11 protein-coding genes, 1 other RNA gene and 1 pseudogene are annotated in these 16,858 nt (G+C 34.6%); 9 read left to right on the top strand and 4 right to left on the bottom strand.

Annotation, left to right across the window (positions count from 1 at the left end):
* Positions 1 to 24 precede the first annotated feature (24 nt).
* From KO493_RS05795 to KO493_RS05770, 6 genes and pseudogenes are all read left to right on the top strand, one after another.
* A complete protein-coding gene (locus KO493_RS05795) occupies positions 25 to 1,434 on the top strand; it encodes a vanadium-dependent haloperoxidase (protein ID WP_216066995.1) in 1,410 nt (469 codons plus the stop codon).
* Between the two features lie 47 nt (positions 1,435 to 1,481).
* Positions 1,482 to 2,207, top strand: a complete 726-nt coding sequence (locus tag KO493_RS05790; RefSeq protein WP_354667421.1) for a ParA family protein — start codon at positions 1,482 to 1,484, stop codon at positions 2,205 to 2,207.
* Between the two features lie 144 nt (positions 2,208 to 2,351).
* Positions 2,352 to 4,253 (top strand): eCIS core domain-containing protein, encoded by a 1,902-nt coding sequence (locus KO493_RS05785; RefSeq protein ID WP_354667420.1) that lies wholly within the window; start codon positions 2,352 to 2,354, stop codon positions 4,251 to 4,253.
* Between the two features lie 50 nt (positions 4,254 to 4,303).
* Positions 4,304 to 5,617: an ATP-binding protein gene (locus tag KO493_RS05780; protein ID WP_216066993.1), complete on the top strand. Its 1,314-nt coding sequence runs from the start codon at positions 4,304 to 4,306 to the stop codon at positions 5,615 to 5,617.
* 331 nt (positions 5,618 to 5,948) lie between these two features.
* The gene (locus KO493_RS05775) at positions 5,949 to 6,668 is read left to right on the top strand and encodes a helix-turn-helix domain-containing protein (RefSeq protein ID WP_216066992.1); all 720 of its coding nucleotides are present in this window, start codon (positions 5,949 to 5,951) and stop codon (positions 6,666 to 6,668) included.
* A gap of 778 nt (positions 6,669 to 7,446) precedes the next feature.
* Positions 7,447 to 7,707 (top strand): annotated as a pseudogene (locus KO493_RS05770) (BfmA/BtgA family mobilization protein); the annotation flags it as partial.
* Positions 7,708 to 8,246: 539 nt separating this feature from the next.
* Here the strand turns inward: KO493_RS05770 and KO493_RS05765 are convergent.
* Both KO493_RS05765 and ssrA read right to left on the bottom strand, forming a co-directional pair.
* Positions 8,247 to 9,485 (bottom strand): site-specific integrase, encoded by a 1,239-nt coding sequence (locus KO493_RS05765; RefSeq protein WP_216066990.1) that lies wholly within the window; start codon positions 9,483 to 9,485, stop codon positions 8,247 to 8,249.
* A 258-nt stretch (positions 9,486 to 9,743) separates the two neighbouring features.
* Positions 9,744 to 10,154: a transfer-messenger RNA gene (ssrA, locus tag KO493_RS05760) on the bottom strand.
* A 617-nt stretch (positions 10,155 to 10,771) separates the two neighbouring features.
* On the opposite strand from ssrA, the gene KO493_RS05755 reads away from it, so the two are divergent.
* Together KO493_RS05755 and KO493_RS05750 are read left to right on the top strand one after the other, a co-directional pair.
* A complete protein-coding gene (locus KO493_RS05755) occupies positions 10,772 to 11,992 on the top strand; it encodes an NAD(P)-dependent oxidoreductase (protein WP_216066989.1) in 1,221 nt (406 codons plus the stop codon).
* Between the two features lie 21 nt (positions 11,993 to 12,013).
* Positions 12,014 to 12,793 (top strand): SDR family NAD(P)-dependent oxidoreductase, encoded by a 780-nt coding sequence (locus KO493_RS05750; protein WP_216066988.1) that lies wholly within the window; start codon positions 12,014 to 12,016, stop codon positions 12,791 to 12,793.
* Positions 12,794 to 13,037: 244 nt separating this feature from the next.
* On the opposite strand, the gene KO493_RS05745 is transcribed toward KO493_RS05750, so the two are convergent.
* Together KO493_RS05745 and kdsA are read right to left on the bottom strand one after the other, a co-directional pair.
* The gene (locus KO493_RS05745) at positions 13,038 to 13,886 is read right to left on the bottom strand and encodes a hypothetical protein (protein WP_216066987.1); all 849 of its coding nucleotides are present in this window, start codon (positions 13,884 to 13,886) and stop codon (positions 13,038 to 13,040) included.
* 22 nt (positions 13,887 to 13,908) lie between these two features.
* Positions 13,909 to 14,727 (bottom strand): 3-deoxy-8-phosphooctulonate synthase, encoded by an 819-nt coding sequence (gene kdsA / locus KO493_RS05740; protein WP_216066986.1) that lies wholly within the window; start codon positions 14,725 to 14,727, stop codon positions 13,909 to 13,911.
* Positions 14,728 to 15,005: 278 nt separating this feature from the next.
* Between kdsA and typA the strand changes: the two genes are divergently transcribed.
* A complete protein-coding gene (gene typA / locus KO493_RS05735) occupies positions 15,006 to 16,805 on the top strand; it encodes a translational GTPase TypA (protein WP_216066985.1) in 1,800 nt (599 codons plus the stop codon).
* Positions 16,806 to 16,858: the final 53 nt, after the last annotated feature.

Here is a 16,858-nt window from a genome sequence, read left to right as displayed (position 1 = left end):
AAAAGTAATTAAAAAACAAAAATCATGGCAACAAAAAAATACAAACCCAGCAAAGCCCATCAATGGAACCGTTTAACCTGTGATGCATTGCACTACGTTGGAGCACCTCCTACTGTAGCGGCAAGAGCCTTGGCTATGGTGCATACAGCAATGTATGATGCTTGGACCAATTATAATGATGGCGGATGCGAAGTAAGTACTATTACTGGAAGTCGTTTAAAACAACCCGATAGTAAATGCACTTCCGAAAACAGAGCAAAGGTATATAGTCATGCGGCTTTTACAGTATTGCAAGCGCTTTTTTGGTTAGACTTACCGCCAGAAAAGAAAAATATGTTTAGGGATTTCATGTGTGAATGTGGTTATGACCCTGATGATACTTGCTTAAAACCTTTCAATGCCGTTGGTATTGGAAATTTATCTGGAAAATTAGTCTTAGAATGTCGGATGGGAGACGGTTCTAATTCGCATGCTACATTACACAAAGGTAGTTTTTCTGATTTTACAGGCTATCGTCCTGTTAATCCACCAGTGCCGCAACCATTAAGGCATATAGACCGATGGCAACCACAATTAAGAGATTTTCAACCACAAAAGTTTTTGACACCACATTGGGGCGTAGTTAAGCCATTTGCTTTGCAATGGAGTGGGCAATTTAGACCACCTTCACCCGCTGCGTGTGACGAAAAAGAGTTTAAAAAACAAATAGAGATTCTTATTGATTATAGTGCGAATTTAACAGATGAGCAAAAGTTAATTGCAGAATTTTGGGCAGGCATGCACGAAGATAAATTTGTAGATACTGCAAATAGTGAAAAAGGACCTTGGGCTTCACCACCTGAACAATGTTGTAGGCAAGCACGCTATTTATCTAGAAAATACAAGTATAAAAATGCGAATGATGTAAAACTGTTTTTCGTGTTATCAAATGCTTTACTCGATGCTGGAATTGCGGCATGGGATAGTAAAGTGTTTTATGATTATGTGCGACCAAAATCGCTTATTAATTTATTTTATAAAGGGGAAACCATTGAAGCTTGGGGAGGTCCCTGTGAAGGTGCTAAAGAAGTAGAAGGTGAAAAATGGATGCCATACATACCAACACCACCATTTGCAGAATATGTATCGGGACATAGCACGTTTAGTGCTGCTGCCGACGAAGTGCTATATAGTTTTTGTAATAGTAGAGATTATGGAGAATCTGTTGTAATACCGAAAGGAGGCTCTAGAATTGAACCTAGCTGTACACCTTGTGAAGACATAATCTTGACTTGGACAACTTTAAAGGATGCTGCTAATCAGGCGGGTATTTCAAGGTTGTATGGCGGTATACATTTTATAGATGGAGACCTAGAAGGACGAAAACTTGGTAGTAAAGTGGGTTGTGAGGTGTGGTATAAAGCCAATGAATATTTTAATGGAGAACTGGGTTAAATTAGCATAAAATGAAAGTAATATCAATAGCAAATTTTAAGTGAGGTGTGGGTAAGACAACTACAGCTATTAACCTAGCCGCTGGATTAAAGAATCTTGGTAAAAAAGTTTTAATCATAGACATTGATCCACAAGCCAACCTAACACAATCTCTAGGTATAGCAGATGAGATCGAAACTTCTGTTTATACTATTTTGCGTAAGGAAGCATTTGGTGAAACAACAAAATTAACCGATGCATTAGTAAGTACTTCTGGTCTTAATGTGATCCCATCTTCTTTAGATCTTGCAAGCGTTGAATTAGAATTAGCGAGCGTCTATGGAAGAGAACAAATACTATCTCAATTAATAAAACAGTTAAAAACGTACGATTATGTATTTATTGATTGTCCGCCATCGATGGGGATGTTGACTATTAATGCTTTAGTGGCTAGTGACTTTGTCTTAATACCATTACTGGCAGAATTTTTACCCTTAAAAGGAGCATTAAGTTTTTTAAAACACTTTGAACTGGTTCATAAATTAAATAATCAATTAAAATTGCTAGGCTTTATTTTAATGAAGTATGATTATAGAAAAAAAATGAACCAAGAGGTTAAAAAAGAACTAGAATTTGAGTTTACAACCGATAAAGTTTTTAAAACTCATATCCGAACCAATATTGCCCTTGCAAATGCTCAAGAAAAAGGCATGGATATTTTTACATATGATAAGAAATCTAATGGAGCAATTGACTACAATGATTTAACCCGAGAGTTTTTGTTAAAAATGTAATTAAAAATTGAAATCATGAAAAATATATTCTCAAGTCGTCGAAATAGAAACAAAAGACCACATAGTAATGAAGAAGCAGAAAAATCTGAAACTCCATTTTTTTCAAAAGAGAGCAAAACCCCTTTTTTTAATAGGGGTGCAACAGTGCAAACAAAACTTACCATAGGGCAACCAAATGACAAATATGAAAAGGAGGCTGATACTATGGCCGATGCTGTTGTCAATAATTCATCTAAACCAGAGATTCAGAATAAAGAGATAAGTAGTATTCAGCGAGAATCGTTAGCTACACCTCAGGAAGATGAGAAGTTAGGGACTGCCGAACAGCGTATTGAGGAAGATAAACTAATACAGGAAAAATTAGAAGTTCAAAGACTGGAAGAACCTGAGGAAGACATGGTGAACAAGTTGGACGAAGAAGAAGAGGGTAAGATTAATAAAATGGAAGGCGAGGAGGAGGAAGGAAAGTTGCAAACCAAGAGTAATACGACTCATAGCCAAATTGCAAGTAATCAGGTGTCGAACAAAATTAAAAGGAAATCAGGACAAGGTAGACTAATGTCTGAAAATACAAAAACTGAAATGGAATCTTCTTTTGGAACAGACTTTAGTGATGTCAATATTCATACAGATGATGATGCCATACAAATGAATAAAGAATTAGGAGCTCAAGCTTTTACCCACGGAAAGGATGTATATTTTAATTCAGGAAAGTATAATCCAGATTCTTCAGAAGGAAAGCATTTATTAGCCCATGAGTTGACACATGTGGTACAACAAAATAGTAAAAAAAAAATTCAAAGAGAGGCCGAAACGGATGCTCTAGGGAATTATACGAATAATTATATTTTTAGAAACAATACTTTCTTTAGAAGAATAAAAAGAGTGGTTTCTGATGGAATACTTTCTGATGACGAAATAAGAGAATTGAAGACTTATGCCATTGGAGTAAATGGAACCGTTAAGCATTCTGAATTATTACTAATGGCGGCTATGAGACAATCTGCAAATGTAACCTTAATGAACTCTTATAGAAGTGGTAATTTAATAATTCCTATGACTGCAATTCCAGCATCAGATCGTGATTACGTTATGAATATTGATAGAGGTGCAATGCCAGCAGATATACAAGCATTAAGATTAAGAAGGTTTCTTGTGCAAATAGGGCTAAATACTGAAAGTATGTCTGATTTGAATAATGAAATAGATGTTTTAGTTTATGAGCAAATTATAGCAGCTGGAGGGAATACATTTAGAGATAAGGCAGAAAAAATTACATTTTTTCTTATGGATTCAAGTATTCCAGCAGATGAAGTATTGTCAGCAATGATAAATGCTGCTGCTGATAGTACATCAGGTGATAAAGTTATGGCAGGGATTACTTATATAATTGCAAAAGAATACAACCATCCTATGGCAACTAGATTATTAAACGGCACCTTAAAGATTGACGCACTTATTCCTAGAGTCTATCGCAGACTAATGGGAGGAGGAGAGGCATCATATCAATATTCTACAGATGGAGATTTAAGAAAGGCAGATACATTGTATTTGCCTACAAGTTTGGATTTGTTGTATATAAGGGATAGAGCACTTATTATGCATGAGCTCACTCATGCATCTGATGATTTTAGCTCTTCAACAGTTAGAAGAGAAAATAGTATTGACTTAGAAATGACAGCATATAGAGCACAAGGTAGATATATTATGGATGGTATAAGGTCAGAGCCTTCAGGAACTGTACCAGGATTAGTAACAGCTGCATCAGAAATGGCTAATGAAGATGATACACATTATTGGGCTTTTATTTCAGCAGCTAAAAGAGCAGTTTCAACTTGTAATATAGTGCTTAATGAAATTTTAACAGCCTCACCTACTTCTAAATCATCAGGAGTTGTGAGTACAGATCTAGGAAATAGTTTAACAACTATTGATGCTAATTTAAGAGCCGCTATAATTAATATGAAAGACAGTCGAGGTAGAAATTTGTACAACCCAAGTTCTAATACAATTCTCAATGGAGCATCAGGGCATTTCTTTCATTAAATAATTTGTACTTATAAAAATAATTACCAAGCTTTATAAAGAGTTGAAAAATGAAATCATTAGAATTAAAATATTTAAAAGAACTAATAGAGTATCGTTTAGATTCCTATTTTGGTAAGGAAAATCTAATGACTAAGCCTAATATGCCAGCATTAAGTCAATGGTCTTTGTCTATACCTAGTATAATTAAAGAGGCAAACCTAAATGATGACGAAAAGCTTGTACTACTATTAATTCTATGCCCACATATTGAAAGTAACTTATTAGATGAAGTCATTAAGAGTAAGCTAGAGTCTACTGGAGATTTCCCACAATTAGGAGGCGTAAGAGGCAAAAACTTCAGAGGGTTTCTACCTACGGGACAGACTGCATTGTTTTTATTAGCAGGAGATAATTCAAAAAAAAGAAAGGAAATCCAAGAAATATTTAATACAGGTCATTTTTTTGAAAAAAACCAAATCCTTTGGTTAGAGGATGTTCCTGAAGGAGAACCCAAAATGAGTGGGAAGATAATTATATCTCAAGAATATGCACACTTATTTATATTTGGTGAGCCAAGTAGACCTAAATTTAGTATGAAATTTCCAGCTCAGATTATAGAGACAGAAATGGAATGGGAAGATTTAGTCTTGGATGAAGATACCAGTAAACAAATACAAGAGATAAAAACTTGGATTACTCATGGAAATACATTGTTGAATGATTGGGGAATGCATAAAAAAATAAAGCCAGGATTTAGAGTATTATTTCATGGACCACCCGGAACAGGAAAAACACTAACAGCTGGTTTACTCGGTAAGCATACAGGTAAAGACGTATTCAAAATTGACCTTTCTATGGTTGTTTCTAAATTTATAGGTGAAACAGAAAAAAACCTTGCGAGTCTCTTATCCAAGGCAGAAAAAACAGATAATATTTTATTTTTTGACGAAGCAGATGCCTTGTTTGGTAAACGTACAAGTGTTAGAGATGCACATGATAAATATGCAAATCAAGAAGTGTCCTATTTACTTCAGAGAATAGAAGGCTATAGGGGTTTAGTTATTTTGGCTTCTAATTTAAAAAATAATATAGACGAGGCTTTTTTAAGGAGATTTCAATCTATTGTACATTTTCCGCTTCCTAAAAGTGCCGAACGTTTGCGATTATGGAAAAAAGCTTTTCCGAGTAAAGTCCGTCTGCATAATGATGTGAATCTATCAAAAAATGCTAGAAATTATGAATTATCTGGTGCCGAAATAATGAATGTAGTACAATATAGTTGTTTAAGAGCCTTGGCTGCTAATAAGAAAACGATCTATCAAGAATATATTCTGAGTGGTATACAGCGCGAATTTCAAAAAAGTGGTAAAATTATGCGTTAACAAACGCCTGTTTAAACTTCAAACTATCATACGAAACGTAACTTCATTAAGGCATATTTTATGATAGTAAGCACAAACCTTGCTACAAAAAAAAGAGGAGTATCAGTGTATTAATAATTTATTGTTAATTCTCTTTGTAAGATTTGTATAAGTTGCTGTAAATCAGTATATTTATAGCTGTATTAGGTTTTTAGCAACTTGTTTTGTGCTCTCGCTTTACAAGATTTTAAATTTCTCTCTCTTTTATTTCTCCTTATAAATCTACAAATTAGATTAGCTAATTTAATAGATGAAAAGTTAAGTTTGTTTTGCTTTATTTATGCAAAATAAAATGATTGATATTAAATTTAATTTTATCTGTTTAATGAGTTTTAAAAGTAGCCATACAAAACTTAATATTTTTGGAAATGAATCAAACCAACTAAGTATTGCAAGTTTAATCAAAACGTGCGATTGTCTTGATAATTTGAACATATCCATATATCTACTTGAAACAGAAAAATTTATTTATAATAATTCTGCACTAAATAGGGTTATCGGAGATTATTCTACTAAAATTTTGAACAAGAACTGGGATTCTTGGTTTGATTTTATTAGAAAAGATGAGTTGTTGTCTGTGAAAAAAAAAATCGAGAATTTTTCTTTAAAGCCTTATGTTAAAACGCCCTATGTATTAAGGTATCATATTATAAATGAAAATGGAGAAAATGTTTTGTTAAGGCATGAACTGTTACTTCATTATTTAGGGGAAAACAGACTGATAATTAGTTATTTTTATGATATTACAGAGAGAGAAAGAATTGAGAATTATTTTAAAGCTGTCAACAGTGATATGCAAGGTTATCATGAGAAATTGAATTTAATCTCACCTAGAGAAAAAGAAGTTTTAAAACTTATCGCCGACGGATTTTCTTCAAAACAAATAGCCGACATACTCTTTATTAGTAATCATACTGCAATAAGCCATCGAAAGAATCTTATAGAAAAATTTAAAGTAAAAAATACAGCCCAACTCATTAAAAGAGCATCAAGAAGTATAGAGTTATGGTGAATTACATGTTCTCTTCTCAATTCGATAAAAAATAAGAGTTTCCAGTTCGCGCAATAGAACTTTGATTTGAATGTGAAAATAGTACCTTAATCATTCTGATTTACTTATCACTTTTCCAGCATAAGCTATGAAATTTCATTCTCAACAGATTGCATAATCAGGCTCACTTCGACTACGCTCAGCGTAAACTCGCTCGCACTTTTTATAAATCTTTATGAGCTTCAAATTTCAGGATTTATCATTTGAAAAAGGTAACAGCGATGGCGCTATGGGAAGTAGATGAATTAGGAAAGCTATAAGCTATTTCTTAGGAGTTCTTTTCTTTAGAAAGATTCTACTAAATAAGAAAAAAGAAAAGGAAAACGCTCAAGATATAATAAGTAAATGGTTTTGTTGATAATGCAATCATAAGCTCAATTAAGTTAAAATAATTCAAGAATTACTTTTTTTGGTTCTTAAATTTTGGTCATCCTAACGATAAATTTGATTACTAAATTATCTTCAATGTAAGTATGGGTTTTTGAAGATGTATCGAAAAAAATGTATAGCAAGAGGGTAACACGCTGCGCGATGTCATTATTCTGCAACTTACTGATTATTAGTTTATTAAAACCCTTTAAGCTTAGTGAGAGAAATGATTTTTTCTGAAAAAAACCTTACAGCCCAATGAAATCAATAAATTTTTTCTGAAAAAATGGATAAAGGATATGAAAAAGAGGGATTTGAGAAGCTGGGAATTAAGATTTCTGTAGCAGTTAAATTTTGAAATTTTTGTAAGAAAACGTCAAAATCTAAATCGATGACTCTGCTTTTAATGATGGATTTTTTTGAGCGATATGAATTGTCTCCAGAAGATGATTTAAAGCCTGGAATATTTGAAACCGAAAATCGTATTAAAAAAAGAATCAATGCACTTGTTGCGATTATTAAAAATATAGAAAAGAATCAAACCAAACCGACAATGGCGATGTTGCAAGCGGTTTTCGAAAACGTGGAGACAAAGCAAAATTACTTGTTGAAAAAAGTTTTGAGCAGTTAGACAATGAAAGATTGAATAGGGAATTTTTAGCGCGACTTAAAGAAAAAAGTGAATCAGATTATAAAAATGACAATGATCATTTAAATAACGGAGAACAAACATCAAATTCAATCAAATAGTATCAAACGCTATGAAGTCCTAAAGTCATTACGAAAATATTGATTTTAAGACTTTTTAAATTGATTTTTAAGGCAAGGGCAAGGTAGATTCTCGGAAACTAGCAATAATTGATTAGAGCATTTGGAAAACACCTTAATTTTGATTCTAAGTTGCATTTCTAAGACCGATAAATAATTTGAATTTTTTAAAAACCAAAAGTAATTTTTGATTTTTTGTTAGCTTAGTTTATAAATGTTTTCTTTTGTTTATTAATGTTTATATATACGTATCAATGCTTGTTCACTACTTGTTCAGTGCTTGTTCACAGCTTGTATCGATTTTGAACATGTTCCAATCGTATCTCAAAATGAATCATTTGATGGCAAAATGAATTAGGGCAAAAAAGACTATAAATTTCAGCTTTAAAATTGAATATATTATTAGTTTTCTTTCTGATTTTTGCTTTGGGTTTTCAGTTTCTCTTCTAGAATTTTCATATCGTCACTAACTTTACGGTCAACTATTTTTGCATAATGTTGTGTTGTTCTCAACGATTTATGCCCCAACATTTTACTTACAGTTTCAATAGGTACACCATTGGTTAAAGTAACTGTGGTAGCAAAAGTATGTCGTGCTAAATGTGTGGTTAGTGGTTTTGTGATGCCGCAGAGCAATGCTATTTCTTTTAAATAGGCATTGGATTTCTGATTGCTAAACACAGGAATTAAACGCTCACTTTTTATAACTTGGGGATCATAAGCATAACGATTTAGAATCTCTTTTGCTATGGGTAACAAAGGAATACTGCTTCGTGTATTTGTTTTGGTACGTTTAATATTTATCCATTGCTTACCATCAATGCCAATGGTAATATCAGATTTTGAAAGTTTCTCAACATCAGAATAAGCAAGACCAGTATAACAAGAAAACACAAACATGTCTCGAACCACTTTCAATCTATCAAAATGTAATTCTTTAGTGTAAAGTATTTCTATTTCATCAGCAGTTAAGTATTCGCGTTCCACCGCTTCAAATTGCACTTTGTAATTATAAAATGGGTCACGATCCACCCATTGATTCGCTAAAGCAATACGAATTATCTTTTTGAAATTATTAATATACTTTAATGCAGAATTATGATTGCATTTTCTAGTTGTTTTTAAAAAGAACGCTAATTTGGTTATAAATCTATAATCGATGTCTCTCAATTTATAATCTTCTAATCGGTATTCCTCTTCAATAAATTGTTTTACATGATCATAACAAGTCCAATAACGTTTTGCTGTACTAACGGAAATATCTTTTCCAGCTAATAAATCAGTTCTTTCATTATGTTCTTTGAATATTTCAAGAATAAATCTGGTTTTTTTACCACCACCTTTCAGTAAGTTCATCATGGAGCTTACAGTAATTAATTCGTCATTATCAATTAGCTTTTGATGAATCTTGTTTAATTTATGTTTAATATTATCAATATGGGTATTAATTTCAACAGCCTCACGATTAGTACCTAAAGCACGCTGTGATTTTTGACTCCATCTTTTAGGTTCAACCCTTCTAGTTATGCTATACTCTAATCTTTTGAGATCAACGGTTAAGCGAAGGTATATTGGAGCTAAACCTTTGTTGTTTGTTTTTGATTTTAGAAGATGAAAATAGGTGTGAAAGTCGGTTTTCATAATTATATCTGTTTTAGGTCACTAGAAATTACCCTTAAGGTAGATATTTAAACCGAATAAACAAAATGATTAAATTATTCAAAATGCTGAAAATGAGTGAATTAATGGTGTTCTGGTGACCCCTTTTTTAAAATTAGAATAGGTCACCGATTTGGCACCTTTTATATGGTTTTAAATGATATTATTTGATATCATTTAAAACAAAAAACCCTGTAAATCAAATGATTACAGGGTTTTTGAAGAGTTTTGATACTCTAAAAGTGGAGTCGGAGAGAATCGAACTCTCGTCCAAACAAGTAACCAAAGGGCTTTCTACACGTTTATTCTTTTCTTGGGTTTTCGATTATAAGCTGGTTAAAGACAACCTATTTATAACTTATCTTCTTTAGTTTCGAAAGCAAATCGAAGCGCTTCACTTTCTATATTGACATTTACGATGCCTCTAATCCCGATAGTTATCGGGGGGAACGCCGTCAATCAAGGCTTTCCGGAGACATAAAGCTTGTACACCTTGTGTACCTAGGCCAATTCTACTATAATTCGAATTATGCAGCTAAAGCGTAGTTATTCTCGCCGTTTAAAAGTTGGTCTAGCCTTTTACGTGTTTCAATGCCATTACACGACGTGCTTACCGTTCAATTAATCTCGCTGTCAAAACCAGTCGACCCCATTATTATTGAAATAGTAATTTTTATTTTGGCGTTTCCCTTCCCGATAACTATCGGGAGGGTCAGGCTTTGCGCTATATCTTTTTAAAACGGTATTGTTAAAACAGCGTTTTCAGCTATAAATCAAAAATCTGTTTCAACGGTGATATGCGTTTTTTTAGTTTTAAAAAGGATGCCGCTGCAATCCTTAACGCGGGCGGCAAAGTTATTAAAAAACTTCTTACTGCCATTAAAAATCAGTACTAATTGTTCAAAAGCTATGCCAAGTCTCTTGTTGTCAGGTTGAAATACGGGGTCTTGTTGGTGTTTAGCTTAAAAAAATAGAGGAATGTCGTTAAATGCGTATAATATAAACCCATTATAGACCCTTCAGGTTTTAAAAACCTGAAGGGTCTGATGACGATAATAATTGCGCAGTCGAGAACAGGTTGGCAGCCATAGAAACCAATCTCGACTGCGCTAGATTTGACATGCGACTTTAAGTTTAAAATAAGATTGTAAAACGAACTAGTTATACCTTAAAAATGATAAAACCAGCTCAATATTTTAAAACGCAGCATTATATAAATGAGTAAATTAGTAGAAGTCTAGAATACGAGGTATTTAAACAAGATTTCTATGAATCAGTTAAAATTCGCCATCATTAAAGAACGCAAAACACCGCCAGACCGTCGTGTGGTCTTTTCACCTTCAAAATTATTAGAGGTGAAAGCACAATTCCCAAATGCTGAATTTAAAATCGAAGCTTCCAATATTCGAGTGTTTTCAGATGAAGAATACAAAAATGCAGGTTTTGAGGTTAGCCATAATATTGCCGATTGTGATATGATGATAGGCATTAAGGAAGTTCCCATTGAAGCTCTCATTCCGAATAAAACCTATCTGTTCTTTTCGCACACCATAAAAAAACAAGTTCATAACCGCCAATTATTAAAAGCTGTTTTGGAAAAAAACATCACACTCATCGATTTTGAAACCATGGTGAACAGTCAAAGAAAGCGTTTAATTGGTTTCGGAAAATACGCCGGCATCGTTGGCACGTATAACGGATTTAGAACTTGGGGCTTAAAGTACAATGCTTGGCAACTACCCAAGGCAGGGCAGTTAAGTGGTAAACAAGATTTATTAAATCATCTGAAAACCTTAAAACTTCCAAATCTAAAAATACTAGTCACAGGAAATGGGCGCGTGGCAAATGGTGTGCAGGACATGTTAGACGCCATGTCTATTGAAGCAGTTTCTGTTGATGCCTTTTTAAATAATATTTTTCACGAACCCGTGTATTGCAAAATTCACGTAAGCGATTATTATAAACATAAAGCCGGAACAGTGTTTAATAAGGAGCATTTTTATGAAAACCCGCAAGACTATGAATCTGATTTCATGAAGTTTGCTCGTGAAGCTGATTTACTATTTACGGGACATTTTTATAGTGAAGGGGCGCCGTATTTCTATACGCGTACCGATGTGCAATCGCTAGATTTTAATATTAAAGTGGTGGCCGATATCAGTTGTGATGTTAATGGGCCGATCGCGACAACACTTAGATCCTCTAATATTGAAGCGCCCATTTACGGTTATGATCCAGAAACCGGTACAGAAACCGATTTCAAAAATAAAAATGCTATAGCAGTGATGGCCGTGAGTAATTTGCCATGCGAACTGCCAAAAGATGCAAGTGAGGGTTTTGGAGAAGTTTTTTTGCAAGAAATCTTACCGGCCTTTTTTAATACCGATAAAGATGGTATTTTGCAACGGGCAAAAATTACCGAAAATGGTAAGCTCACACCAAACTTTAAATATCTACAAGACTTTGTAGACCACCAAAAACGATTTTAGGCGTAACTAAGACTTGAAAAAATGAAAACAGCTTTAGTAACCGGCGCGGCTTCCGGATTAGGATATGAATTGGCTATTTTATTAGCAAAAGACCAATATAAACTCATTTTAGTAGACGTGAATCCTGAAACTCTGGCTAAAGCGAAAACGGACCTTCTTAAAGATTTTGATGTAGAGATTATCACTGTAGTGAAAGATTTGGGTGTTGCCAATGCTGCCGTAGATATCATGAGCGATATAGGAAATCTGCCTATCGATGTACTTATAAATAACGCAGGTTTTGGTTTGTTTGGTGCCTTCGCAGAAACCGATTGGGAACGCGAATCGGCCATGTTGCACGTACATATTTTAACCGCGACGCATTTAACCAAACTGGTTTTAAAAGGTATGGTAGAACGTGGTTCGGGGAAAATTCTAAACATGTCTTCTTTAGCGGCTTTTCAGCCTGGACCTTTAATGTCTATATATTATGCTTCAAAAGGTTATATGTTATCTTTTTCTGAAGCTATTGCCAACGAGTTGAAGGGCACGGGTGTTACGGTAACAGCGGTTTGTCCAGGACCAACACAAACGTCTTTCCAGAAATCCGTATCTGAAAACACGAAAGACAATAAAATAAAATTCAATATGGGCACGGCCAGCGAAGTAGCAGCCTACGGCTACAAAGCCATGCTTCAAGGGAAACCTTGTGCTATTCCTGGAGGTTTTAATAAGTTTTTGGCGATGCTACCTCGATTTCTACCAAGAAGAACGGCCGCACATATTGTTAGAACGATTCAGCAGAAAAATCGCGAAGATTAATTTCCCCTTGAGGGGATTACAGAGGGTAACCCCAATACTGGTTTTATTAGTTATCGCACAGCGTTAAGCGGTGTTTGTTTTTGTCCATGCAGTTGCCCAAGGGATTGCAGCGGCATCCTTTTTTTGTTGCCCTAAGCGGCAAAAAAAGATATAGCGGAAAGCCCGGTTTTTAAGGTGCTGTGTATTTACTAACAGCTTGTAGCTGTTTTCTCTAAACTTTAAACCTTAAAATGTGCCCAAAAAATTAAATCCTAAATATCCCACCAAAAGCAACAACACGTTGTAAGTAAAAGAAATGCTGAGAAGCGCTGTCAGCAGGACTTAAGGTTGTTCTAATATCATTCATGTTGATGTAGCCGCCTTTTAAATCAAGCTGCATATAGAAATGCTTATAAAATGTGAAGTTAATACCCGCGTGGGCAGAAACTCCAAAACCTGATAAATGAAAATCATCATAGCGGTCTTTTTTGAGCAAGGTCGAATTGGTTTTTGGAAGTAATATGCCGCCTGCTAAACCTTCGGTTAAATTGATTTGAAATTTATCGGTATTCGGTAGTCGGAAGAGCTTTGAGATATCATCATACCTAGCAAATTCGGCATAGATATAGTTGAGGCCGTCGGTGTGTTCAAATTGCAAGAAGTTTTCTGAAACAAAAACAGGGTCGTTATTATAGGTTCCATTAAAAACGGAGCCTATCTCGGAGTCTGGTAAATCAATATAACCATCAATACGTTTGGTTTGATTATTATCCATAACATACTTCATATGATCTAAGCCAATAGAAATGGTATAGTTGTCTGAAACAAAATACCCGAATTTCGCATTGGTTTGAGGTATGGTCATCCGTGCTGGGTTGATATAATCGATATGCCACCCCTTAGGTTTGTCATGTGCGGTAGCATCTTTTATCGTGAAATGGTAGTTGTCACCTTTAAATGTGATATCGGATTTCGAGAATGATTCACGGTTTCCGCCCCAGCTAATAAAAAATTTCCCTCGGTTAGTTTCAGTATATTTAGAACCCGTTTCTTGGCTAAATAGATTGAGAGAACAGCATAGAAGGACTATGCCTAGTACAGGTTTTATACTCATGTGATTGAGAGGTAAATAGTATTTATAAGCTATTTACTGTTTTTCTTATGGCTACTAAATTCGTTAAAAGTGATTCTAAATTATCTAAATGAAGCATATTAGCACCATCACTTTTCGCATTTGCAGGGTCGAAATGTGTTTCAATAAATAAGCCATCTACATGGTTTACTATACCTGCTCGGGCAATGGTTTCAATCATATCTGGTCTACCACCGGTAACACCAGCTGATTGATTGGGTTGTTGTAACGAGTGTGTAACGTCTAAAACCGTAGGAGCATATTCACGCATGGTTGGGATGCCTCTAAAATCTACAATCATATCTTGGTAACCAAACATGGTCCCGCGATCGGTAATCCATGCTTTATCGCTACCTGAATCTTTTACTTTTTGAACCGCGTGTTTCATAGCCTCTGGACTCATGAATTGTCCTTTTTTCAAGTTGACTACTTTACCCGTTTCGGCTGCAGCCACAACCAAATCGGTTTGGCGTACAAGAAAAGCCGGGATTTGTAACACATCTACATATTGAGCCGCCAGTGCAGCGTCTGATATTTCATGAATATCGGTAACGGTTGGGATATCGAAGGTGTCTGATACTTTCTTAAGAATTTTTAAGGCTTTTTCATCACCAATACCTGTGAAACTATCAATGCGACTGCGGTTTGCTTTTTTGAAACTGCCTTTAAAAATATAAGGGATTTCTAATTTGTTGGTGATTTCTACTACTTTTTCAGCAATGCGCAATGCCATGTCTTCGCTTTCAATAGCGCAAGGGCCACAGAGTAAAAAGAAATTGTTAGACGCGGTGTGTTTTATTTTTGGAACATCCTTAAGATTCATAGCCTTAAAATTTAGGCTGCAAAGTTACGTATTAAATATGGTATGTAAACTATTTTATTGGGCGATGAAAAACGGCCTGAAAATACTAGAAAAAATTTGACTTATTTTCTTGAAATGCGCTGTTTAGATGTGCAAAATTACGACGTGAACCCTTCATATTATTATTTGTTATTTAAACAAATGATCGTCAGTTAAAAAGGGCTTTTTAAAATTAAAAACAAAAAATCAATTTTCGATGAAAAAAGAGTACCTTTGCCGCTCAAAATAAGGCACTATTTATGGCTAATATTAAAAACATTGCAATTATTGCACACGTAGATCATGGTAAAACTACGTTAGTTGACAAAATCATGTACCATTGTCAATTATTTCGTGAAAACGAAAACACAGGTGATTTAATCCTGGATAACAACGATTTAGAGCGTGAAAGAGGTATCACAATTACTTCTAAAAACGTTTCTGTTATTTATAAGGACACCAAAATTAATATCATTGACACACCTGGTCACGCCGATTTTGGAGGTGAAGTAGAGCGTGTTTTAAACATGGCCGATGGTGTATTATTATTGGTTGATGCCTTTGAAGGGCCAATGCCACAAACGCGTTTTGTACTTCAAAAAGCGATTGATTTAGGTTTAAAGCCATGTGTGGTTGTAAACAAAGTTGATAAAGAAAACTGTACCCCTGATGAGGTGCATGAAAAAGTTTTCGATTTAATGTTTGAATTAGGTGCTGAAGAATGGCAGTTAGATTTTCCTACCGTTTACGGTTCGGCTAAGAACAACTGGATGAGTGAAGACTGGCAAAATCAAACTGAAAACATCGAGCCATTATTAGATATGGTTATCGATCATATTCCTGCTCCAAAAATTCCAGAAGGAAATACACAAATGTTAATTACTTCTTTAGACTTTTCTTCTTTTACAGGACGAATTGCTATCGGGCGTTTAACTCGTGGAGAACTTAAAGTAGGACAAAATATTTCTTTAGTGAAACGCGACGGAAGTATTGTAAAAAATAGAATTAAAGAACTTCATGTTTTTGAAGGTTTAGGCCGTAAAAAAGTTGAAGAAGTTCAAACAGGAGATATTTGTGCGATTGTTGGATTAGAAGGTTTTGAAATTGGTGATACTGTTGCCGATTTTGAAAACCCTGAAGGGTTAAAAACCATTGCTATTGATGAGCCAACAATGAGTATGTTGTTTACTATTAACGATTCGCCTTTCTTTGGTAAAGATGGTAAATTTGTAACATCTCGTCATATTAAAGACCGTTTAAATAAAGAGTTAGAGAAAAACTTAGCGTTACGTGTAAACGAAACGGATAGTGCTGATAAATTCTTGGTTTTTGGTCGTGGAGTACTGCATTTATCTGTTTTAATTGAAACGATGCGTCGTGAAGGTTACGAGCTTCAAATTGGACAGCCACAAGTAATTATCAAAGAGATTGATGGTGTGAAGTGTGAGCCAGTTGAAGAAATGACTATCGATTTACCAGAAACGGTTTCTGGTAAAGCGGTTGAGATGGTAACCATGCGTAAAGGTGAAATGTTAAGTATGGAAGCTAAAGGTGACCGTATGGTTTGTGAATTTATTATTCCTTCAAGAGGAATTATTGGATTAAGAAACCAATTGCTTACCGCTACTGCTGGTGAAGCGATTATGGCACACCGTTTTAAAGAATACCAACCGTTAAAAGGAGGTATTCCTGAACGTCAAAACGGATCGTTAGTATCTATGGAAAAAGGTCAAGCGATTCCTTATTCTATTGATAAATTACAAGATCGTGGTAAGTTTTTTGTAGATCCAGGTGAAGATATTTACGAAGGTCAAGTGATTGGAGAAAATTCTCGTGGTGATGATATGACGGTTAACGTAACAAAAACTAAAAAATTAAGTAACGTACGATCTTCTGGAGCAGATGATAAAGCTAAAATTGTTCCGGCAATTAAGTTCTCATTAGAAGAAGCTTTAGAATACATTCAGAAAGATGAGTATGTAGAGGTAACACCAAACTTCTTACGTCTACGTAAAATCTATTTAACTGAAGTAGATCGTAAAAGAAATAAAACCATATAAGATGACATTTTTGGGAATCTCCTGGGTAGAATGGCTTGGTTATCTTGCTATGG

This window comes from Pseudotamlana agarivorans (assembly GCF_018860245.1).
Lineage (GTDB): Bacteria > Bacteroidota > Bacteroidia > Flavobacteriales > Flavobacteriaceae > Pseudotamlana > Pseudotamlana agarivorans_A.
Note: the sequence above shows the minus strand (reverse complement) of the source record. Positions and strands in the feature narration are given on the sequence as shown.

Excerpts from the sequence above, each read along its gene's own strand:
- KO493_RS05795 (WP_216066995.1), top strand. The coding sequence starts at position 25 with ATGGCAACAAAAAAATACAAACCCAGCAAAGCCCATCAATGGAACCGT.
- KO493_RS05775 (WP_216066992.1), top strand. The coding sequence starts at position 5,949 with ATGATTGATATTAAATTTAATTTTATCTGTTTAATGAGTTTTAAAAGT.
- typA (WP_216066985.1), top strand. The coding sequence starts at position 15,006 with ATGGCTAATATTAAAAACATTGCAATTATTGCACACGTAGATCATGGT.
- KO493_RS05765 (WP_216066990.1), bottom strand. The coding sequence starts at position 9,485 with ATGAAAACCGACTTTCACACCTATTTTCATCTTCTAAAATCAAAAACA.
- KO493_RS05750 (WP_216066988.1), top strand. The coding sequence starts at position 12,014 with ATGAAAACAGCTTTAGTAACCGGCGCGGCTTCCGGATTAGGATATGAA.
- KO493_RS05755 (WP_216066989.1), top strand. The coding sequence starts at position 10,772 with ATGAATCAGTTAAAATTCGCCATCATTAAAGAACGCAAAACACCGCCA.
- kdsA (WP_216066986.1), bottom strand. The coding sequence starts at position 14,727 with ATGAATCTTAAGGATGTTCCAAAAATAAAACACACCGCGTCTAACAAT.
- KO493_RS05780 (WP_216066993.1), top strand. The coding sequence starts at position 4,304 with ATGAAATCATTAGAATTAAAATATTTAAAAGAACTAATAGAGTATCGT.
- KO493_RS05745 (WP_216066987.1), bottom strand. The coding sequence starts at position 13,886 with ATGAGTATAAAACCTGTACTAGGCATAGTCCTTCTATGCTGTTCTCTC.